Here is an 18827-nt window from a genome sequence, read left to right as displayed (position 1 = left end):
AAAAAACAAAACGAATGATAAGGCAATCTTATCGAACATTATTTGTTGGCGACGGGGCGCGCGGTTAAGATCGATATTTCTGGCATAAAGTGCGCCTCTGATTTACAGTCAGCCGCATGGATTCACACGCGCCGTCCGCTTCAACCGCTCCCGCCTGGTCGCCCCGCGTGCCGGGATGGGCACTATCTCGTGGTCGCGACATCAACGAGACAGACGCCGCCTTCGGCGCTGGTATCGCTCTGAAATTGCTCGACGATCTGATCCGCGTCGACCCTTCATGGCTCGGCTGCTGGCGCGATCGGCTTGCCCTCAAATCGGCTGCCGTCGCTGCCAAGATGCTTGGCCGCAGCGAAGACGAAGGTGCCATCCGGGACGCCGTCCTGCTGACCGTCGCCGGCGACGATCCCGGCCCGGCTGGAAAGCTGTTTCTGGCGACACGAATGTTGACGCGCCGATCCGGACCGGTCACCACCTTATGCGTCAAAGATATCGCCGACCTTTCTGGCTTACGGTGGGACGACGGACTTGCCTCAATTCCCGATATCGTCGATTCTGCCATCCAGTCCGGGCGAGCAGCACCCTTCGCGGTGGCGGACCTTATGACGGCGATCTCTGCCGTTCGCCCGGATGCCGAGGTGCTGGCGCTTGGCCTGGCCGAGGTCGTTCTGGCGCATAAGCTGAGCTGGCCGAAATCCGTGCCGCTGCTGCTGCCTCAACGCTATGGACCGGCTTTTCGCACGATCGGCGGCAGAGGTCGCGTTCGGCCGGGCGAGCCGGCGTATCCGAAAGCAATCTGTATGGCGCTGGTCGACGGCGTCGACTCCGCGTTGCGCTCCGCCGTCGAAATCGATCGTCTTGCGGCGCGATTGCTCTCCGTGGCGCCGAAGCTGCGCACCAAAGGCGCCGAGCCTGTCATCCGTAGATTGCTGAACGAAGACGCCGTTCCGGCCTCAGTGCCCGGCAGCAGTCTGTCGCGCTGGGCGTCCACGCTGCTGTTCGAGCGTCTCGAAAGTTTCGAGGCGGTGCGGGAGCTGTCCGCCCGCACCTCCTTTCGGATATTTGGGTTGTGACGATGGCGGAAGTGAGCACAGCCAAGACCGGTCGGCGCCAGGCTAAAGATCGACAGCACGTGCTCTTCGATCGCGAGCTCGAAGACCTGCCATCAGATCTACGCTGGCGGGAATGGATGATGCGCGTGGAGGCGGTGAACCGCCCCGGGTTTGCCGGAGGCCTTCTGGTTTAAGTTATGCCGCCATGGCGGGTTCTTCCAGCATGGCGTAGTAGCGTTCCTCAGCTTCGGCCGGCGGGATGTTGCCGATGGGCTCCAGCAGCCGGCGATTGTTGAACCAGTCGACCCAGGTCAGCGTGGCGAACTCGACGGCCTCGAAGCTTCGCCATGGTCCGCGCCGATGGATGACCTCGGCCTTGTAGAGGCCGTTGATCGTCTCGGCCAGCGCGTTGTCGTAGCTGTCGCCGACACTGCCCACAGACGGTTCGATGCCGGCTTCGGCGAGGCGCTCGGTGTAGCGGATGCTGACATATTGCGATCCGCGGTCGGAATGATGGTGAGCGCGACGAACACCCCACCTTTCCTTTTGCGATCGCGGCCGCGAGAACAGCTCCTTCACCGATAGGAGCGGAACGGGATGGTCGAAGATCGCGCTGATGCCATGCTTGAAGCCATGGATGAAGGCATGCATGAAGCCAGGCATGAGGGAAAGTATCGTCGGATCGAGGTGATCACGGGTCGACGCCAGCGGCGGAATTGGACCGACGAGGAGAAGGCGCGGATCCTTGCCGAAAGTGCAGAACCTGACGTGAACATCTCGGCGATCGCCCGGCGCTGGGGCGTCAATCGCGGCCTGCTGAACGTCTGGCGGCGCGAAGCCGGGCTGACCTCTCGACGATCCGCGCAAGCCGGCGCACAGCAGGCCATGTTCGTGCCGGTGACGGTGGTTGGCGATAGAACGTCTTGCGAGAACTCGCCGTCGGATGTCGCCCATGACGCCGCGGGGCGTATTGAGATCGAGATTGCTGGCGCGCGTATGACCGTGATCGGCTCGGTGGCGCCCGAATTGGCGCAGGCGATCGTGGCAACGTTGCGAGCACGCCGGTGATTGGACTTTCGCCTGGTGGAGTGAAGATCATGGTGGCGACGCAGCCGGTCGACTTCCGGCGCGGCATGAATGGGCTTGTTGCGCTGGTGGCGTCAGCGCTTGCAGCTGATCCCTACTGTGGTGACGTGTTCGTGTTCCGCGCCAAGCGTCTCGATCGCCTGCGCTGCATTTATTGGGACGGATCAGGCATGATCCTGGCGACGAAATGGCTGGAGGCTGGCACGTTCGTTTGGCCACCGATCCGTGATGGCGCGATGCAGATGAGTAGCCAGGAGTTCTCCCTTTTGCTGGCCGGTATCGACTGGACGCGGGTCAGGCGAAACACCGTAAAGCGGCCAACGAAAGCAGGCTGATCCTATTGGATTTGCTTGAAGATTCAGGGTCATGTGCTAGGGTCTGCCATGCCGCTTCGACCCGACCCTTTACCTCAGGATGCCGCGCAATTGAGCCGAATCATTCTCTCGCTCGATGCAGAGAATGCCGACCTCAAGGCGCGCGTTGCCTTCCTGGAGCGGCAGCTCTTTGGGCCGAAATCGGAGAAGATGACGGCGATCGACCCGAAGCAGGCGACGCTTGCCCCTTTCGATGCAAGGACTTTTTACCGCCGAGCGAGTGATCGGGTGCGTACATGTTTCAGACCTCATATTGCGGCCATGACATGCCGCGGGCCGGTATGGTGATACGCGGATTGGATTCCATATCAGTGCAACGAGCTGAGGGCTCCCTGAGAACTACTGGTTTATCCAACCCCGATCTGTTCGATCATTTGCCCATGCGGATCATGTCCTCCTCACATCGCCGGCACTCCGACTGAAACGGTCGCCGTCAGCAGACCGCTCCAGTCGGATCTCTGTAGTCTTCATTGCGTACGAGCATAGCCCAAACCACCCGCGCCATCTTGTTTGCCATCGCGATCGCCACCAACATACGCGGCTTTCGGGCGAGCATATTCGAGAGCCAAGATCCGGGTCTTCCGCCGCCGCGGCCCTTCCAATGCACGACCGACATCGCACCTATGATCAGAAGCCTTCTGATATCTCGTTGTCCCATCTTCGAAGTGCGGCCAAGCTTTTGCTTGCCTCCACTCGAGTGCTGTCGGGGGACAAGGCCAAGCCAGGCAGCAAAATCGCGACCGCGCCGGAATTCCTCCATCGACGGCGCGAAGGCCGTGATTGCCATGGCGCAGATTGGCCCGATGCCCGGCACCTTCTGGAGCCGCCGGACTACATCGCTTTGCCTCGCCTCTGCGGCGATGCGACGATCGATCTGATCAATTTCTTCGTTCAATTGGGCGATCTGGCTAAGGTAAAGTCGGCTCATGCTCTGTACCAGCTCGGGTAGATTGTCCGATGTGACTAGGGTTGAAAGGCGCTCCACATTCCCCAGTCCTTTGCCCACAATGACACCATGTTCCGCAAGATGTCCGCGCAGAGCGTTCACCATCTGCGTTCGTTGGCCGACAAGAAGATCGCGAGTTCGGAATAGCATTGCCCGAGCTTGCTGATTTGACGTCTTCACAGCGACCGTCCGCATGGTCGGCCGCATCGCAGCTTCTGCAACAGCCTCCGCATCGGCAGCATCGTTCTTCTGGCGCTTGACGAAAGCCTTTACATAAACCGGCGGGATCAGCCGAACGTCATGGCCGAGCCCTGCCAACTCGCGCCCCCAATAATGGGCTGTGCCGCAGGCCTCCATCGCGACTACGCAAGGGGGCAGTGCCGCCATGAATTTTGGAAACTGAAGACGCGAGAGCTTCTTACGAAACAAAACCCGGCCATCCGATGCTGCGCCGTGAACCTGGAAAACCTGCTTTGCAAGGTCGACGCCGACGATGCTAACTTCCTCCATGGATGCCTCCTCCTCTGTGGGTGACGTAACGCATCACCATCTTGGCACACTGCGATGCCGGTGGGAGGGGCATCCAACCCATCAGTGGCAATCAACAATTTGTCGTAGTTGTCTCATGGTCAGCCTTCTCTTCGCAGGCATCAGCATCTCCTCGTTCGTCACGAGGAAACACATGCCAAGGTTGCTGACCCAAAGGCATCGGTGGACCGCCTAAACTGTCCGGCTATTTATCGGAATCGCGTCCGGTATTTAATCGGAACACCGTCCGGTTAACTCCCGGAATCCGCAGTGGGGGAGCATGCCGGGGCCTTTCGGGGGCTAATTCATATCACGTTTCTCAACATATTTTCGAATCGACTAAAGGAATGATTTTCATCATAAAATCTCCGCGAAGCGGTGGAAAATTCACAGCGCCGGGAGACGATCTCGTCAACTGCTGGGAGTAATCCCTCTAAGTCACTTACAACGGTCGAAGGCCCCACTTCTTCAATCCATCGGAAGAGCGGGAGGGTTTCATCAGGTTGGATTCGCAGGATAGGAATTCCTGCGCCGAGAACCTCTACACGGGCCTTCCCTCCACCAACCGGAAATGACTCGAGATAAAACGTGGGCGATATTTCCTGAAGAGCACCAATTAAAGACGGGACGTTCCCCATGAATATTAACTTTGCCGAATGAATTCCTCTAGTGTCCAAGTATTCTCTCAGAAACGTCTGCTCGGGGCTGGGAACGTCACCAATGTGATAGAATGTCGAGATGGTTCCGGCAAGGAGTTTCTCCAGAACAGCAGGGTATGTATATCTCAAGCTTCCCTGGAATTTATGATATGCTCCTGACGTAACTGCGACTATATCACTTGAGCCTGTTGATATGTTTACACTTTGAGTTGAATAAGGAACGGCCATATTCAGCATAAATGGGCTTGGTGTGAATCGCGTTTTGCAGACTCGATGACACTCTGCCGTTAAATCTATATGATTGTAGTCGGAGCGTGTTGCTCCTAAGCATGGTAGATGATCTGCATGATGCAGAAAATTTACATTATTAGACGATAAACCAGATACTACGCTATGTATAACTACATCTTCATGATGTGAATTTATAAAAATTGAACCTGGCTTTATTTCTTCTAAATATCTCCTAAGTTCATCAGCGCGTTCTATTAGCCCGCTCTTCAACAAAAATATGACATTTACACCGAGACGCCGAAACCTCTCATGGAGTAAGAGAGGCAACTGGGTCCTGAAAATTTCGTCAAACATTATAGATGTAAGTATAAGTATATGTTTTTTATCTGGTAGAGCAGCAACAATATCTTCAAAAACACGCGTGTGTCCTCCGGTTACGTATACGTGAGAGGCGAGATGTACGATCGTGTTGGAATCTAGATTCTTGGGAAGCGACGACAGGCCGGAAGTTGCTAGTTTGTGTAACCATCGATCCGAAATTGGTTCAAATAGAGCCTTTCCGTAGAGTGACTTCTCTCCACGCAATCTTTGAAACAACGTCCGCACCTCGATGAGTAAGGACTCATATTCACCGGAAGAAAAGAGCTGGCCTAGTCTTTTATCAAGTCCACTGATATTAACCTGCACGCGGTTGTCTCCCTTCTATCCAGAACGTTTTCCGATGACTGACCTCGGATCATATAGCTATCAATAATTTTGATCTCTTACCTCACCGTTCGGTATGCAAATGCGCAAAAATTTGCCTATATAGATTACGATAGGGGTGATGCGCCCCGATGCATGTTCGATGGTCGCATCGTGAAATAACGTATTTTCTGACCTGGTAGTACAATGGAATCAGTTCGCCTCATAGAACTTCCCCAAATCCATGATCCCCGAGGGGATTTAACTTTCATAGAGGGGGAGCGGAATATCCCGTTTTTGATTCGGCGTGTTTATTATTTATATAACGTACCTGTAGACGCTGAACGTGGCGGGCACGCCCATAAGAACCTAAAGCAAGTCATATTCGCGCTCTCTGGAAGTTTTCGCATAAAGCTGAACGACGGAAGGAAAATAGAAGAGTATTGGCTTCGTGATCCGAAAATTGGTTTATTTATTGACCGGTTAGTTTGGCGCGAGATAGATTGCTTTAGTCAAGGGGCTGTTTGCATGGTCATAGCATCGGAGTTCTATGATGAAGAGGACTATTTTCGTACATACGATGATTTTCTAAAAGCTAAGGCGGACCTCAAGAATGATTCCCTTTCTTGATCTTAAGGCTACCTACCTGGAGGCGAAGGCAGAAATCGATGCGGCCGTCTCCCGTGTGCTTGACAGTGGGTGGTATATTCTCGGTGCAGAGGTTGAGGCATTTGAGGCGGAATGGGCTGCTTGGTGTGGCGCCTCATATGCAATTGGCGTAGCCAATGGGCTTGACGCATTGACACTCGCACTTCGAGCGCTGGATGTGGGGCCGGGCGACGAAGTTATCGTGCCATCAAACACCTATATCGCAACTTGGCTAGCCGTGTCAGCCGTTGGTGCTAAGATAGTTCCCGTGGAACCCGATCCTAGTACCCATAATATCACGGCGGACTCTATTGAAGGCTTGATCACTTCTGCCACAAAGGTCATTTTGCCCGTACATCTCTACGGGCAGGCCACGGATCTCGACGAGATCGTGCGTACCGCGCGCCGTCATGGGCTATTCATTGTTGAAGATGCGGCTCAAGCTCATGGCGCCACCTATAAAGGCAAGCGGATCGGTACGCATGGGGACGTAATCTGTTGGTCATTCTACCCAGGAAAAAACCTGGGTGCCTTTGGCGACGCGGGAGCGGTTACAACCGATAAGCCACACCTAGCAGAACGCATTCGTCGGATGCGAAACTATGGCAGCCATGTAAAATACGTTAACGACGAGTTGGGGATAAACTCGCGGCTAGATCCGATTCAAGCCGCCATCTTACGTGTAAAGCTAAAATATCTGGACGAGTGGCTCAACCGGCGTCGTCGTATAGCTGAAATATATCAAAATGAAATTATGAATGAGAACATAACGCTACCAGCTGTACCAGATTGGTGTGTTCCAGCGTGGCATCTATATGTAATTCGTTGCTCGATGCGAGATGCGCTACAATCAATACTAAGAGAATCTGGGATAGATACCCTAATACACTACCCTATTCCTCCCCACCGGCAAAACGCATATGCTGGGCTAAAACTGGAAGATAGCAGCTACCCTGTTGCATGCATCTTGGCACGCGAAGTCCTGAGCCTTCCAATAGGACCACATATGACAACAGACGACGCGAGCATGGTGGCACGTATAATTTCAAGCAGGTGCGTCTAAAGCCTTGCTCATCTGACTGTATCTCTCAAACGAGAATGGCCTTTCAATTCGGGGGTGAGCATCTGCGATGACGAACGAGAAACTTCTTTGGCAACCCAACATTTTCGCAAAGAAGGTAAACCGGCTTGAGCTCTTAAGAATTAAAGGAGATAACTCAGAGTCTCAATTGAAACTTGGCGTTATTCGCAATCATACCTTCGAGACAACTGGTAGCCTGGTTCAGAAGTTTCTTCTGTTCTCCAATGTTTCTTCTGATATTGAATTTAGTGGATATGACGATTCACTATCCGCATCATTATCGCAGGTAGCAATAACAATAATTTGGCTCGACTACGCACGCTACAACATGATGTGTTCAGCCGAGCTGGTATCGTGGCTCGTAGGTAAGCTCAATTTCCTGCGCTCTTCGAGTCGCGCGCAACTCATCGTTGCCAATGATCCAGATGATTCTGAGCGTGCCCGTTTAATAAATCATCACCTTGCCGAGTGGGTAGCGGTAACTCCAGGGGTCGCCATTTTAGACCTAGTCAAAATTAAAGAGGCTCTAGGCGAGAGTTCATTTTATGAGCGCCGCCCACATCTGACCGGATCCAGGTTTTCCGATCAAGCTGGCCTCGAGGCTGCCCGGGAACTCGGCTTGCGGCTTATCCCAAATTTCGTTCATCCGAGGATAAAAGCCATTGCCGTTGATCTCGATCATACCCTCTATTCAGGGGTACTTGGGGAAGATGGGATCAACGGCGTTCGTATATCCGATCAGCATGTACAAATTCAAACACTCCTAAAGAAACTTGTTACGCAGGGGCTTCTTATCTCCATAGTTTCCCGAAACGAGCCGGACGACGTGCGTAAATTATTCCAGGAAAGAACAGATTTTGTGCTAGAAGAAAGCGATATATCTTCTTGGCACGTTTCGTGGGGAAAAAAGTCGGAATCAATAAAGGATGCTGCAAAGATGTTCAACGTCTCTCCGGCAAGCTTCCTATTTATCGATGATAATATTGGAGAGATATCTGAGGTTGTATCGGAGATTCCGGACATTCGAGTGATTTTTGCAGGGTTTTCACCCGAAAATACCGCTTTGGCTTTAGAGAAGTTTCCTTGCCTGTGGCCTCAGACGTCTACCCCGGAAGATAGCTTACGCGCCGAGGATGTAAGAGCAAATCAGCAAAGAAAACTCCTGAGCAAAAAAGACGATTTTGCATACTTCAAAGACCTGTCAATTGTACTGGATTTATCTATAGGTAGTAATAATGACATAGCACGGCTATCGGAAATAAGCGCGAAAACAAATCAGTTTAATTTGTCGCTTTCCCGCTTCACACAGGTTGATGTTGCCGAATATGTCAAAGACATCAACCGTCGTGTCATTCATTTCCGCATGAAAGATAAATTAGCAGACTCTGGATCTATTGGATCATTATTTGCTCGCCGAGAAAGCGGAATCCTATTTGTAGATGAGCTGTGTATTTCATGCCGCGCCATGGGACGCAGAATAGAAGATACTCTTATTACTGCCGCCATTCGACGCTTGCTGGAGGATTTGCCGTCTGACGTAGTTAGGTTTGCATATACGAGGGGAGATAGAAACCAACCAGCTCTACGATGGCTCGAAGCGTACTCTGGGCTAGGCGTGGCCAATGATAAAGGACTTGTCGATTTGCCCTGGGCGACACGATATGTGAAAAGGCATATTGAATCTGTTCCCATAACAGTCTCTTGGAGAAGCTGATGCACGACGATGTCGACGGAAGAATAGCGGATATATTATCTACGGTACTCGGCAGAACCGTCTTAGCCAGTGAAAATGTAGAGAGAGACGAAGATTCCTTATGGGATTCATTGAAGCATATTGAGATAATTTTTCTAATAGAGGACGTATTTCACCTTCAGCTTTCGGAAAATGATATAGAAAGCATCAAATGTAGCCATGATATAAGAAATATAGTAGCTGGACGAAATGGACCATAATATATTAATTGATGGGAATACGTTTTCATTGAGGCCGGTCAGATTTGCCGACTCGAAGTTTATCGTGGATATTCGACGTTCTGATAGAGCTAGTAAATATATGCACGACGGGGCAAAGAATGAATATGAGCAGGACTATTGGACTAGAGCGTATTTCAAGAGGCCTAATGATTGGTATTTTATTGTAGAGAGGATTTCAAATAGAGAGGCAGTCGGAACGATATCAATCTATGATGTAGATGAGGGAACAAAGACGGGAGAATGGGGAAGATGGATCATTCAACCGGGGTCACTCGCTGCAATTGAGTCCGCCTTACTGATATATAAAGTAGCCTTTAGCGTACTTAAGTTACGAGGTGTTTTTTGCCGAACCGTAGCAAATAACAGTTCTGTAGTGTCTTTTCACGATTCAAGTGGTGCCATCCGTCGGCGCGTTTTGACCAATCATGTTGAGTTGCGGGGAACTCAGTACGACAGCATCGAACATGCTGTTGATCTTGACGTTTGGAGAGAAATGTGCCCGAGACTCGAACAAATGAGCGCTAAGCTGGATAGGATTATTCAGAGAAATCGCAATGCTTGATTCACTAGATTGTCATTTTCACCATTTGGGAGTCGCTTGTCGCGATATTGAGCAGGAAGCCCGTTCCTGGCTTCGCTTAGGATACAAGAAGGAAACCGAGATATTTGTGGACCCTACTCAACGTGTTAGAGGGCAGTTTTTGGTAGGTGTTGGACCGAGACTCGAATTGCTACAAAGTTTTTCCCCAAATGGGACAATAGCGGAGCTGGCTGGGCGAGGTATCAAGATTTATCATCAGGCTTTTGAAACCACGAAGTTTGAAGAAACTGTTGATTCGTTAAGGGGGCAGAATTGCAAATTGGTAGAGGGACCCGTACCAGCGGTAGCCTTTGAAGGGAGGAGAATTGCCTTCCTTTTTATGCCCAATATGGGACTGATTGAAATTATCGAGAAGGATGCTCGTTGTGAATATTGATGCCGAACAGGAACGTAATAGGCTGGATTCGATAGCATCCGTCTCTCTTTATGGCCATGGAGCAAACAGAGCAACTATTAGTTATTCATATAGAATATTTAAGAGATTTATCCAAGAAGGACCAATACTAGAACTCGGCCCAGCGGAAGGATTTATGACGGATGAGCTTGTAAAGCTTGGCCTTCCTATGACTGCTGTTGAGGGGGCCGTCGATTTTTGCTCCTCTCTAAGGCAACGCTACCCCCAAATTGAAGTTGTCCATGCACTTTTTGAAGATTACGTTCCGGACCGCAAATACGATAGCATCATTTTAGGTCATGTCCTTGAGCATGTGGATGATCCGATCGATATCCTTTCTCGTGCTCGCGAGTGGTTGAGTGAACGAGGCCGTATTCTTATTGCAGTTCCCAATGCCCGTTCCCTTCACCGGCAGGCGGCTGTAATTATGGGAATGTTGGAATTCGAGGAGCAGCTAAACCAATCCGACATTCATCACGGGCATCGGCGCGTCTATAATCCGGAAACGTTACGCCGGGACTTTTTGAAGGCCGGTTTGAGAATAGAGGTATTTGGGGGTTATTGGATGAAGCCACTTTCCAATCCTCAGATCGAGAAAGACTGGTCACCACAGCTCCTCGATGCATTTATGGAGTTGGGAGAGCGTTATCCAGATATTGCAGGAGAGCTTTATGTAGTCGCAGGGTTATAAACGGCGGTGCAAACATCGGCTATGGTAGCGGCGGAAAATTCGCACCTCAACATTTTAATTGTCGTGCTGTATTAAGGCCGGAAAAATAGGGCGTCATGCCTTATCCATTCCCGAAACGCCGGAAATCACCTTCATAGAGCCATCCAATTGCACCATGGAACCTCGATGATGAGCGTGAGCGCCACGAACACCCCACCTTTTCTTGTTTCGGTTGAGACTTGAGAATCTGCCTTTCGATTTGGAAGGGCGATTTGATGGACGACGAGAACGATAGTGCCAATGGGGGTGGAGACGGCGCTTACCCTGATGCCGGAAAAGGGGTGTAAGAAGGGTAAGCGTCCGGTCAGGCCATTTCTGACGGAACTTGCAGGTTCCACGGCAGGAGTTCGTCGATCCGGTTGATGGGATGATCGGCGATGCGGGTGAGGACCTCCCGCAGGTAGGCTTCTGGATCGAGGTCGTTGAGCTTTGCGGTTTATGCCGACCGGCGAACTATGCCGATTAATCAACTTTTTGCCAACGTTTCCGGCACCATAGCGGTCGCCTAGTCGGCATAGCTTAGTGTCTCTCCGTCGCAATTGACGCGAAGGAGAGGACACATGAACGCAACTGACTATTTGAATCGCAGCGCCCTATACCGGAAGCTGGTCTACGGTCCGTATCGGGAGTTTGCGGGCGTTTACGCTGCCAAAATGTCGAACGAAGGTTTGGGTCGGCAATGCACGTGGCGCTCGCTGAGCCTGTTTCGGGATCTGATGGACTGGCATGTTGGCAATGGACATGCTCCGCAGGATTTGAGCGAGGTTCACGTCGATCGCTTTCTTGAACATCGTTTCAAACACTGGAAGCCCGACTCGGGCGATCGATCGGCGCTCCGCCGCTTGCTTTTGGCGTTACGGGAGAAAGGGTTGATACCAGCCGCGCTTCCGATTCAGCGCAGTGAGCACGAGAAGATCGTCGATGTATTCGGGCAATATCTCTCGACTGAGAGAGGGCTCGCCGCCGCGACAGTGGGGAGCCACAAGCTTCTGTCGCTTCGATTTCTCCGGGAGGTGTGTCCTGCCGGCGCAGACGGGTTTGCGGCGCTCACCCCGGAGATCGTTATCGGTTATGTGGAGCGACACGCGCTCGACGGTTCCGCCGACAGTGGTAAAGCCATGTGCGGGGTCGTGCGTGCCTTCCTGCGCTATTTGCATCTGAAGGGCTTAATCTCGACGGCGCTGGCCGACTGTGTGCCGTCCATCCGCCGCTGGCGACTTGCCGGCCTTCCAACATTCCTGCCGCCGGAGAAGGTGCAAAAAGTTCTCGATGCTTGCGATCGGACGACGGCAATGGGTCGTCGGGACTATGCGGTTCTGATGATCCTCGCCAAGCTCGGTTTGCGCGCCAGCGAAGTTGCCACCCTCAATCTTGACGATATCGGCTGGCAGTCGGGCACGATCCTCGTACACGGAAAGGGACGGCGGCAAGCGACTATGCCGCTGCGTCACGACGTCGGAATAGCGATCGTCGCTTATATCCGGCATGGGCGCCCAGCCTCGGCATGTCGGCGAGTTTTCTTGCGAACACTTGCGCCGCATGTGGGCTTTGCCTCCGGCTGCGCCATCACGATGATCGCGAAGCAGGCACTCGAACGGGCAGGCATTGACGGCTATGCGCATCACGGTGCCCATCTTTTCCGCCACAGCCTTGCGACCGACCTTTTGCGGTCGGGCGCCAGCTTTGCCGAGATCGGCCAACTGCTCCGCCATCGAAGCATCGACAGTACAAGGATCTATGCCAAGCTCGATATTGAGAAGTTGCGTGAACTGAGCCTGCCCTGGCCGGGAGGTCTCCAATGAGCCAGCTTCGCACCGCGCTTGAGCGCTACATCGGCATGCGCCAAGGGCTGGGATACAAATATGACGGTCCGGCAAGACGATTGTCGGAGTTCGTCGCTTTCATGGAAGCTCGCGGCGCCGAGACCATCACGAATGATTTGGCAATGGAGTGGGTCACCTCGATGGGCCGGCAGCCGAGTTGGTCCATCCGACTGGCTGATGTGCGCTGCTTTGCCCAGCACCTCACTCATTTCGATCCTTTGACGGAAGTGCCACCGAGCGACGCTGTGGCGCCGGCACAGCGGACAAAGCCCTACATCTATAGCGAGATCGAGATTCAGGCACTTCTGGCGGCCGCACTGTCGTTGCCGCCGGCCAACGCCCTGCGACGCTGGACATATCACTGCCTGTTCGGGCTGATAGTGGTGGCGGGGCTGCGCCATTCCGAAGCGCTCGGCCTGCTCCGGGCCGATGTCAATCTCGACCAGGGCGTCCTCACCATCCGAGAGACAAAGTTTGGCAAGTCACGGCTGGTCCCGCTGCATGCCACGACAATTGCTGTCCTTTCAGGCTATGCCGCCCGACGCGATGCACACCTTGGTACGCCGCGCAGTCCCTATTTCTTCGTCGCCGAACAGGGCGGCAGATTGCTGCATCAATACGTGCATCGCGTGTTCTGGCGACTATCCCGGCAAATTGGATTACGGCAGGAGGGGAATCGAGATGGCCCACGGATTCATGATCTTCGTCACCGTTTCGCCGTTCAGACCCTGATCAACTGGCATCGCGCGGGCGAAGATGTGGAACGCGAGCTGCCGGTTCTCTCGACCTTCCTCGGCCATGCCAATGTTCGCGATACCTATTGGTACCTGTCCGCCACGCCGGAACTGATGAACCATGCCGTACGGCGATTGGATAAGCGCTGGGAGGTCCGGTCATGAGACGCACGAACGACCTAGCCGTGCTGATCGAGCGGTGGTTTACAGATCGGCTCATGAAGCATCGAGGTGTAAGTTCCAACACTATTGCCTCCTATCGCGACACCTTCAGGCTCCTGTTTGCGTTCGCACAGACGCGCCTTGGGAGATCCCCATCGCAGTTGACGCTGCGGGATTTGGACGCTCCCTTCATCGGCGCATTCCTGGAGGATCTTGAGACGAAGAGATCCGCCTCGGTGCGGACCCGCAATCTTCGCCTCACAGCCATCCGCTCATTCTTCCGATATGCGGCGTTTGAGGAGCCGGCACATAGCGCCCACATTCAGCGTGTGCTCGCGATCCCCAGCAAGCGATGTGACAAGCGGCAGCTTCAGTTTCTAACCAGGCCCGAGATTGAAGCGATCCTGGACTGTACGGATCTAAGCACGTGGCTGGGACGCCGCGATTACACTCTGCTATTGCTGGCCGCGCAAACGGGGTTGCGGGTCTCGGAGATCATCGCCCTTGACCGAGATTCGGTAATACTCGGCCAGGGTGCGCATGTGCAATGCGTTGGCAAGGGCCGCAAAGAGCGAAGTACGCCGCTCACAAAGCTTGCACAGCAAGCCCTTCGTAACTGGCTCAGGGAGCCCACAAAGCGAGGCGCAACGGCTCTCTTTCCGAATATGCACGGTGGCAGGCTCAGCGCCGACGGCGTGCAGGCGCTGCTGAACAAATATGTCGCCAAAGCCCGCCATCACTGCGTCTCCCTTCGCTCAAAGCGGGTATCGCCTCATGTCTTGCGGCACTCCGCTGCCATGGAATTGCTGCAGGCGGGCGTCGATTGCTCAGTGATTGCCCTGTGGTTGGGCCACGAAGCGATGGAAACGACGCTGACCTATCTTCATGCGCATCTCGAACTGAAGGAAACGGCACTCGCAAAGCTGAAGCCGTACGAACGCGCCAAGGCCGAGCGGTTTCGACCAAGCGACCGGCTTTTGGAATTCCTGAACGCCCTCTGAGCATGAGGACTATGCCGAGTGCCAACCAACGGCGACCCGCCGAACGGGCCGGGAACGCACGGTTTGCCGCAAACATTGGAAGAGGCACTCGGCATAGTTCGCCGGTCGGCATAAACCGCATTATGCCGCGCGCGGCATAACGCGGTCTCGATCAGCGACAGGATTGCAGCGGCGCGTTCGCCGCCTTTGTCCGATCCCGCGAACAGCCAGTTCTTGCGGCCGAGCTCCATCTTCCGGACATTCTGCCCATATCGGGGAAGAAGTCGAGATCCATTACCGCTGGCATGCATTTTACGGCCGGCAGGTTCGACTTTACTACGGCGAGCAGCGCCGCGGATCCGCTGTCGTCGTTGTCGAGCATGAACCGGGAGTAACGACGGCCGTAGAACGGTGGATGCTCGACCGCGCGACCTGTGCCGCGATGAAGCTGGGAGAGCCGCAGGTATCGGTGCAAGCCCTGACGGACCTCGATCGGGTACTCAATGATCATGGACTCAGGCAAGTCTTTTCAGATGACGCAACAGTTATCGAGGAGGCATGTGATGAAAGCGAGACAGCACCCCGCCATCGTAAAAAGACCCTGCCAGCTCAGCATGACGTTGGAAACGCCCGAGGTGAGGCGGATGAACGCCGCGGAGCGACAAGTGATGATTATGCGCCTCGCGCAATTGATCCTGCAGGCGGGCGGAATAAAGGTTCCGGAGGGCAGCGATGACGAACGTTGATCTTCCCGCATCGCTGTTGAAGCGCAAGGCCGTGGTTTATGTCCGTCAGTCCACACCGGCCCAGGTACAACTCAATCGCGAGAGCCAAAGACGCCAATACGAGCTTGTCGAGGAAGCGCGCCGGCGCGGATTTCGGGATGTCGAGGTTATCGATGACGATCTTGGCCGCTCGGCGAGCGGGACCGTCGCGCGACCGGGTTTCGACAAGCTGGTGGCTTGGTTGTGTGCTGGTAACGTTGGCGCCATCCTTTGTCTCGACGCTTCCCGTCTGGCCCGCAATGGCCGCGACTGGCATCACCTCTTGGAACTGTGTGGCCTGGTTGAAGCACGGGTATTCGTCGCGCTCACGAAAGATCGACGCCTTCCCGCGCGTAAATCTCGGATTGGCGATAGAGAGGCAGGTGATCGCAGTATTTGGCGATCAGCACATGGGCGACGAGACCTGGCCCCGGCTTGCCGCGTTCGATGGGCAGCGACGGCATCTCGGCCTTAACCTGCGTATCGCAGCCCTTGCAGGTGAAGCGGGGCTGGATATGGCGCACGACACGAAACGAGGCCGGGACATAGTCGAGAACCTCGCTGACGGTCTCACCTGCACGGATGAAGTCGGAGCCGCCACAGACCGAGCATGAGCAAGTTGCCTGGTGCGTCACGTCATGGCGCGGCAGGTGATCGGGCAATGGCTGGCGGCTTGGTTTGCCCATCCCAAAACAGCAGCTTGATGCGATCACCACGACGGCCTCGAAACGCAAACACCGAGCCGGACGCGGGCTTCTGGCGGAGCGACGATTGCACCAGCGACATCAGGCCGTCGATCCCCTTGCGCATGTCCGTCACACCGCAGGCGAGATAGACGCGCACATTTGCGCCTGGCGCGATCATGCGTCTTCAACCGAGCGGATCAGTGCCTTCAGGACATCAGGCGCAATGTTGGCTTCCACCTTCAAGACGCGACCGCCTTTGCAGCCGATCTCGATCCGCATGGGACGTGCCGCACGCTTGCTGAAGGTTTGTCCGTCGGAACTGATTGCTCAGCTTCGTCGCTCGTTCCCGAGGCGATCAGTGCGACCGGTAGAAAAGAAACCACCGGCTCAGCCTGCTCCGCCGCGAACTTCCGCCGCCAGGTATAAATCTGCTGCGGTTTGATATCGTGCCGACGCGCTACGTCGGCAATCCTGGTATCCGGGTCGGCTGCTTCTTGCAGTATCGAAAGCTTCTCGTCGTCAGACCAGTCGCGCCGACGCTCGACGCCCGTCAAAATCTCCATGCGGCCCATAGTTCATCCTTGATGACGTCTCCAATGACGGAATTAGTGACGTAACTTCAGGTGTTCGCGGGAAATCTCAAAGACGGCGTCACCGGACGCTTACTAAGAAGGCGACGACCCGAATGGGCAAAATGATCGAAAAGCCAGCAGTCATCAGGCCGCGATGCCGATCATCAATTCAGCGGTAATTCGAGGTCTCCAACTCGGTATCAATTCGCTGACTCAGGAATCTTGGAAAACAAGACGATCGCTCCACGGGAGTGATTCTGGTCGTAGTGAAAGCCGCGGTCATGGAAAGTCTGAAACACATCCCGCATGCCTTCAGGTCCAAGGACCCGTTGATGCAATTCCGTATAAACATTGCGAACACCGACAAGATCGGAGGTTGGGAAAAGCGCCCTCTCTCCGCCCTCGATATCGCAAACAATCACGTCCGGGCGTATGGCCTTGATCGTCTTGTCAAAGCTGGCGAGCGGAACCGGGCAGGAGCGGATTGTGCCTGGTGTCTTACGAAGAGACGAAGCCCAGAAATCCTTGTGGATATGAAAATCGACCGTTCCTATATCTTTTGCGCCAAGAATATTGTTGTGAAGCTCGAAGCGCTGTCCGCCGAGGTTATTGTCATCGAGCGTTCTCTGGATCTTGGAAATCAGCAAAGGATTGGCCTCAAAAGAAACGACCCGCGCGGTGGCTGGATTCTTGAGCATCAGAGCGGTCATGAAGCCAATACCCGCGCCAATCTCGAGAACAACGTCTCCCGGCTGAATGATATTGCCGATCTTGCGCGCTTCACTCGTCTCGTACTGACCATTGCGCAGAGCTTCTATCAGCTTGGGTGACATGAATTCTCGGTCGATACGTAACCGTATACCGAAATGATCGATGATATCAGACAACTACATATTCCTCCACTTAATTTATAAAATTTCTGATATGTACTGGCCTCTACCAATATCTTCCATAATTCCAGAATCTATCATTGGTATCTCCGCCCAGCTGTCATCGAGTATGCTCGAATTCTCGCAATTCAGGTACTCTATTTAGAGCCATACCCCAAAGCTCATTGCGCCTTGACCATAGATCTAAGTACCAGTTAATTCTCAGCGGCGCTTGTTGCGCAAACATCCTCTCTCTTCTTACATAATCCCAAGCATTATAACCTAATTTCCTTCTGTATTCCGGAGAAACTAAAAGCCTTTCTAGCTTCTCTGGCCATTCAATTTCATCTTTAACCAATATACCAGTTTTCCCATCTTCGATAGTTCTTGAATATACCAACTCAGACGCGATGGTCGCAAGACCATGCGAAGACGCTTCAATGTACTTAATGTCACTTTTAAATTTCTCACCGAGAAGCCCCCTAAGTGGAGATATCAATATATCACATTTTCTCATTACATTAATGTAATCATCATAATTCAAGTGATGATAATATGTTTTATTTTGTGATTTTATACCATCGTAAAAATTTCTATCCGATACAACATGAACAAACGCGCCATATTTAATTACTACATCACTTATAAGACTTGCTATTTCCTTTGAATATGTATCCCTATTTAGGGCCCCAAAGAATATCTGTGGCACATCATTTTCTTTTCTGAAGAATGAAATATTATGACAACTATTGTCAAACCACCTTACATTTTCATTATATAATGAAAATTCATCAGCAAGCGGCTTCGTAGACGTTTGCACAGCCATTGCAGATTTAAGCAAAATTTTCGTGCCGACATCCTTCTTGTTAATTTTATCCACAAGGTCAAGATGGTCATCTATCTCATATATAAATAAACAATCATTATTTCTCAACTTTGAAAGTGCTTTAAGCCATTTTTGAGAGTCATCTATTCTTGGTCTCTGAGCAATTACTATTTTAGGTCCATTGAACCCCGTAAGATTTCCAATACGTATCTCATTTTTACTATATACTAGATCGATATCATGCATTTTTGCTATAAATTCATAAGGCAATCTCGTTCTTACATCCATGAATCTCTCAGAAAATGCACAGAAATTTATTTTAATAGTTCCATCATCAGGCGAAACATTCGACATTTAATCCACCTCCTATGAATATACTGATATAGCGATGCCATATCCTCAAAGCTCTCGAACGGAAAGAGGATT

General features: G+C 52.8%; 20 protein-coding genes and 6 pseudogenes. 16 read left to right on the top strand and 10 right to left on the bottom strand.

Annotation, left to right across the window (positions count from 1 at the left end):
- Positions 1-116 precede the first annotated feature (116 nt).
- Together AB3G45_RS28390 and AB3G45_RS28385 are read left to right on the top strand one after the other, a co-directional pair.
- A complete protein-coding gene (locus tag AB3G45_RS28390; protein ID WP_367833875.1) occupies positions 117-1070 on the top strand; it encodes a DUF1403 family protein in 954 nt (317 codons plus the stop codon).
- A 2-nt stretch (positions 1071-1072) separates the two neighbouring features.
- A pseudogene (locus AB3G45_RS28385) lies at positions 1073-1207 on the top strand (segregation and condensation protein B); the annotation flags it as partial.
- A gap of 37 nt (positions 1208-1244) precedes the next feature.
- On the opposite strand, the pseudogene AB3G45_RS28380 reads toward AB3G45_RS28385, so the two are convergent.
- Positions 1245-1565: pseudogene (locus AB3G45_RS28380) on the bottom strand (integrase core domain-containing protein); the annotation flags it as partial.
- Between the two features lie 81 nt (positions 1566-1646).
- Between AB3G45_RS28380 and AB3G45_RS28375 the strand changes: the two are divergent.
- From AB3G45_RS28375 to AB3G45_RS28365, 3 genes and pseudogenes are all read left to right on the top strand, one after another.
- On the top strand, positions 1647-2117 hold the full coding sequence (locus tag AB3G45_RS28375; protein WP_160788234.1) for a transposase: 471 nt from the start codon (positions 1647-1649) through the stop codon (positions 2115-2117).
- Positions 2114-2470: an IS66 family insertion sequence element accessory protein TnpB gene (gene tnpB / locus AB3G45_RS28370; RefSeq protein WP_160788235.1), complete on the top strand. Its 357-nt coding sequence runs from the start codon at positions 2114-2116 to the stop codon at positions 2468-2470. Before AB3G45_RS28375 ends, tnpB (AB3G45_RS28370) begins: the two co-directional genes overlap by 4 nt.
- Before the next feature lie 48 nt (positions 2471-2518).
- Positions 2519-2692: pseudogene (locus AB3G45_RS28365) on the top strand (IS66 family transposase); the annotation flags it as partial.
- 250 nt (positions 2693-2942) lie between these two features.
- Here AB3G45_RS28365 and AB3G45_RS28360 read toward each other — a convergent pair.
- Together AB3G45_RS28360 and AB3G45_RS28355 are read right to left on the bottom strand one after the other, a co-directional pair.
- A complete protein-coding gene (locus AB3G45_RS28360) occupies positions 2943-3965 on the bottom strand; it encodes an IS110 family transposase (RefSeq protein ID WP_367833874.1) in 1023 nt (340 codons plus the stop codon).
- Between the two features lie 323 nt (positions 3966-4288).
- Positions 4289-5560, bottom strand: a complete 1272-nt coding sequence (locus AB3G45_RS28355; protein WP_367833873.1) for a hypothetical protein — start codon at positions 5558-5560, stop codon at positions 4289-4291.
- A gap of 204 nt (positions 5561-5764) precedes the next feature.
- On the opposite strand from AB3G45_RS28355, the gene AB3G45_RS28350 reads away from it, so the two are divergent.
- The 6 genes from AB3G45_RS28350 (at position 5765) to AB3G45_RS28325 (ending at position 10946) form a co-directional block, all read left to right on the top strand.
- A complete protein-coding gene (locus AB3G45_RS28350) occupies positions 5765-6187 on the top strand; it encodes an FdtA/QdtA family cupin domain-containing protein (protein WP_367833872.1) in 423 nt (140 codons plus the stop codon).
- On the top strand, positions 6171-7268 hold the full coding sequence (locus tag AB3G45_RS28345; RefSeq protein ID WP_367833871.1) for a DegT/DnrJ/EryC1/StrS family aminotransferase: 1098 nt from the start codon (positions 6171-6173) through the stop codon (positions 7266-7268). Before AB3G45_RS28350 ends, AB3G45_RS28345 begins: the two co-directional genes overlap by 17 nt.
- 67 nt (positions 7269-7335) lie before the next feature.
- The gene (locus AB3G45_RS28340; RefSeq protein WP_367833870.1) at positions 7336-9000 is read left to right on the top strand and encodes an HAD-IIIC family phosphatase; all 1665 of its coding nucleotides are present in this window, start codon (positions 7336-7338) and stop codon (positions 8998-9000) included.
- A gap of 228 nt (positions 9001-9228) precedes the next feature.
- The gene (locus AB3G45_RS28335) at positions 9229-9822 is read left to right on the top strand and encodes a GNAT family N-acetyltransferase (protein WP_367833869.1); all 594 of its coding nucleotides are present in this window, start codon (positions 9229-9231) and stop codon (positions 9820-9822) included.
- Entirely contained in the window at positions 9815-10237 is a 423-nt protein-coding gene (locus tag AB3G45_RS28330; protein WP_367833868.1) for a VOC family protein, read from the top strand. The genes AB3G45_RS28335 and AB3G45_RS28330 overlap by 8 nt, the downstream gene beginning before the upstream one ends.
- Positions 10227-10946, top strand: coding sequence for a class I SAM-dependent methyltransferase (locus AB3G45_RS28325; protein ID WP_367833867.1), 720 nt, complete (start codon positions 10227-10229; stop codon positions 10944-10946). Before AB3G45_RS28330 ends, AB3G45_RS28325 begins: the two co-directional genes overlap by 11 nt.
- A 343-nt stretch (positions 10947-11289) precedes the next feature.
- Here AB3G45_RS28325 and AB3G45_RS28320 read toward each other — a convergent pair.
- A pseudogene (locus tag AB3G45_RS28320) lies at positions 11290-11421 on the bottom strand (transposase domain-containing protein); the annotation flags it as partial.
- A gap of 124 nt (positions 11422-11545) precedes the next feature.
- On the opposite strand from AB3G45_RS28320, the gene AB3G45_RS28315 reads away from it, so the two are divergent.
- From AB3G45_RS28315 to AB3G45_RS28305, 3 genes are read left to right on the top strand one after another with little or no spacing between them, the layout of a single operon-like run.
- Positions 11546-12787, top strand: coding sequence for a site-specific integrase (locus AB3G45_RS28315; RefSeq protein WP_367833866.1), 1242 nt, complete (start codon positions 11546-11548; stop codon positions 12785-12787).
- The gene (locus AB3G45_RS28310; protein ID WP_367833865.1) at positions 12784-13707 is read left to right on the top strand and encodes a tyrosine-type recombinase/integrase; all 924 of its coding nucleotides are present in this window, start codon (positions 12784-12786) and stop codon (positions 13705-13707) included. The genes AB3G45_RS28315 and AB3G45_RS28310 overlap by 4 nt, the downstream gene beginning before the upstream one ends.
- Positions 13704-14705 (top strand): tyrosine-type recombinase/integrase, encoded by a 1002-nt coding sequence (locus tag AB3G45_RS28305; RefSeq protein WP_367833864.1) that lies wholly within the window; start codon positions 13704-13706, stop codon positions 14703-14705. The genes AB3G45_RS28310 and AB3G45_RS28305 overlap by 4 nt, the downstream gene beginning before the upstream one ends.
- 151 nt (positions 14706-14856) lie before the next feature.
- Here the strand turns inward: AB3G45_RS28305 and AB3G45_RS28300 are convergent, their stop codons facing one another.
- Positions 14857-15195 (bottom strand): hypothetical protein, encoded by a 339-nt coding sequence (locus tag AB3G45_RS28300; protein ID WP_367833923.1) that lies wholly within the window; start codon positions 15193-15195, stop codon positions 14857-14859.
- Positions 15196-15247: 52 nt separating this feature from the next.
- On the opposite strand from AB3G45_RS28300, the gene AB3G45_RS28295 reads away from it, so the two are divergent.
- Together AB3G45_RS28295 and AB3G45_RS28290 are read left to right on the top strand one after the other, a co-directional pair.
- Positions 15248-15430, top strand: a complete 183-nt coding sequence (locus AB3G45_RS28295) for a hypothetical protein (RefSeq protein WP_367833863.1) — start codon at positions 15248-15250, stop codon at positions 15428-15430.
- Positions 15417-15764 (top strand): annotated as a pseudogene (locus tag AB3G45_RS28290) (recombinase family protein); the annotation flags it as partial. The gene AB3G45_RS28295 and the pseudogene AB3G45_RS28290, both read left to right, overlap by 14 nt.
- Positions 15765-15780: 16 nt before the next feature.
- On the opposite strand, the pseudogene AB3G45_RS28285 reads toward AB3G45_RS28290, so the two are convergent.
- The 5 genes and pseudogenes from AB3G45_RS28285 to AB3G45_RS28265 form a co-directional block, all read right to left on the bottom strand.
- Positions 15781-16119 (bottom strand): annotated as a pseudogene (locus AB3G45_RS28285) (IS66 family transposase zinc-finger binding domain-containing protein); the annotation flags it as partial.
- Positions 16085-16234 (bottom strand): IS66 family insertion sequence element accessory protein TnpB, encoded by a 150-nt coding sequence (tnpB, locus tag AB3G45_RS28280; RefSeq protein ID WP_367833920.1) that lies wholly within the window; start codon positions 16232-16234, stop codon positions 16085-16087. The gene tnpB (AB3G45_RS28280) and the pseudogene AB3G45_RS28285, both read right to left, overlap by 35 nt.
- A gap of 139 nt (positions 16235-16373) precedes the next feature.
- Positions 16374-16706, bottom strand: coding sequence for a transposase (locus AB3G45_RS28275; RefSeq protein WP_367833862.1), 333 nt, complete (start codon positions 16704-16706; stop codon positions 16374-16376).
- 200 nt (positions 16707-16906) lie between these two features.
- Entirely contained in the window at positions 16907-17593 is a 687-nt protein-coding gene (locus AB3G45_RS28270; RefSeq protein WP_367833861.1) for an FkbM family methyltransferase, read from the bottom strand.
- A 103-nt stretch (positions 17594-17696) separates the two neighbouring features.
- A complete protein-coding gene (locus AB3G45_RS28265) occupies positions 17697-18755 on the bottom strand; it encodes a glycosyltransferase (RefSeq protein ID WP_367833860.1) in 1059 nt (352 codons plus the stop codon).
- Positions 18756-18827 lie beyond the last annotated feature (72 nt).

It is taken from the genome of Shinella sp. S4-D37, from assembly GCF_040812195.1.
Taxonomy (GTDB): Bacteria; Pseudomonadota; Alphaproteobacteria; order Rhizobiales; family Rhizobiaceae; genus Shinella.
The sequence above is the reverse complement of the archived record's forward strand: the minus strand, read 5'-3'. Positions and strand labels throughout refer to the sequence as shown.

Coding starts and splice junctions, on each gene's coding strand:
- AB3G45_RS28390 (WP_367833875.1), top strand. CDS start 117: ATGGATTCACACGCGCCGTCCGCTTCAACCGCTCCCGCCTGGTCGCCC.
- AB3G45_RS28375 (WP_160788234.1), top strand. CDS start 1,647: ATGGTCGAAGATCGCGCTGATGCCATGCTTGAAGCCATGGATGAAGGC.
- AB3G45_RS28360 (WP_367833874.1), bottom strand. CDS start 3,965: ATGGAGGAAGTTAGCATCGTCGGCGTCGACCTTGCAAAGCAGGTTTTC.
- AB3G45_RS28350 (WP_367833872.1), top strand. CDS start 5,765: ATGGAATCAGTTCGCCTCATAGAACTTCCCCAAATCCATGATCCCCGA.
- AB3G45_RS28345 (WP_367833871.1), top strand. CDS start 6,171: ATGATTCCCTTTCTTGATCTTAAGGCTACCTACCTGGAGGCGAAGGCA.
- AB3G45_RS28340 (WP_367833870.1), top strand. CDS start 7,336: ATGACGAACGAGAAACTTCTTTGGCAACCCAACATTTTCGCAAAGAAG.
- AB3G45_RS28335 (WP_367833869.1), top strand. CDS start 9,229: ATGGACCATAATATATTAATTGATGGGAATACGTTTTCATTGAGGCCG.
- AB3G45_RS28330 (WP_367833868.1), top strand. CDS start 9,815: ATGCTTGATTCACTAGATTGTCATTTTCACCATTTGGGAGTCGCTTGT.
- AB3G45_RS28315 (WP_367833866.1), top strand. CDS start 11,546: ATGAACGCAACTGACTATTTGAATCGCAGCGCCCTATACCGGAAGCTG.
- AB3G45_RS28310 (WP_367833865.1), top strand. CDS start 12,784: ATGAGCCAGCTTCGCACCGCGCTTGAGCGCTACATCGGCATGCGCCAA.
- AB3G45_RS28305 (WP_367833864.1), top strand. CDS start 13,704: ATGAGACGCACGAACGACCTAGCCGTGCTGATCGAGCGGTGGTTTACA.
- AB3G45_RS28300 (WP_367833923.1), bottom strand. CDS start 15,195: ATGATCATTGAGTACCCGATCGAGGTCCGTCAGGGCTTGCACCGATAC.
- AB3G45_RS28295 (WP_367833863.1), top strand. CDS start 15,248: ATGAAAGCGAGACAGCACCCCGCCATCGTAAAAAGACCCTGCCAGCTC.
- tnpB (WP_367833920.1), bottom strand. CDS start 16,234: ATGTCGCTGGTGCAATCGTCGCTCCGCCAGAAGCCCGCGTCCGGCTCG.
- AB3G45_RS28275 (WP_367833862.1), bottom strand. CDS start 16,706: ATGGGCCGCATGGAGATTTTGACGGGCGTCGAGCGTCGGCGCGACTGG.
- AB3G45_RS28265 (WP_367833860.1), bottom strand. CDS start 18,755: ATGTCGAATGTTTCGCCTGATGATGGAACTATTAAAATAAATTTCTGT.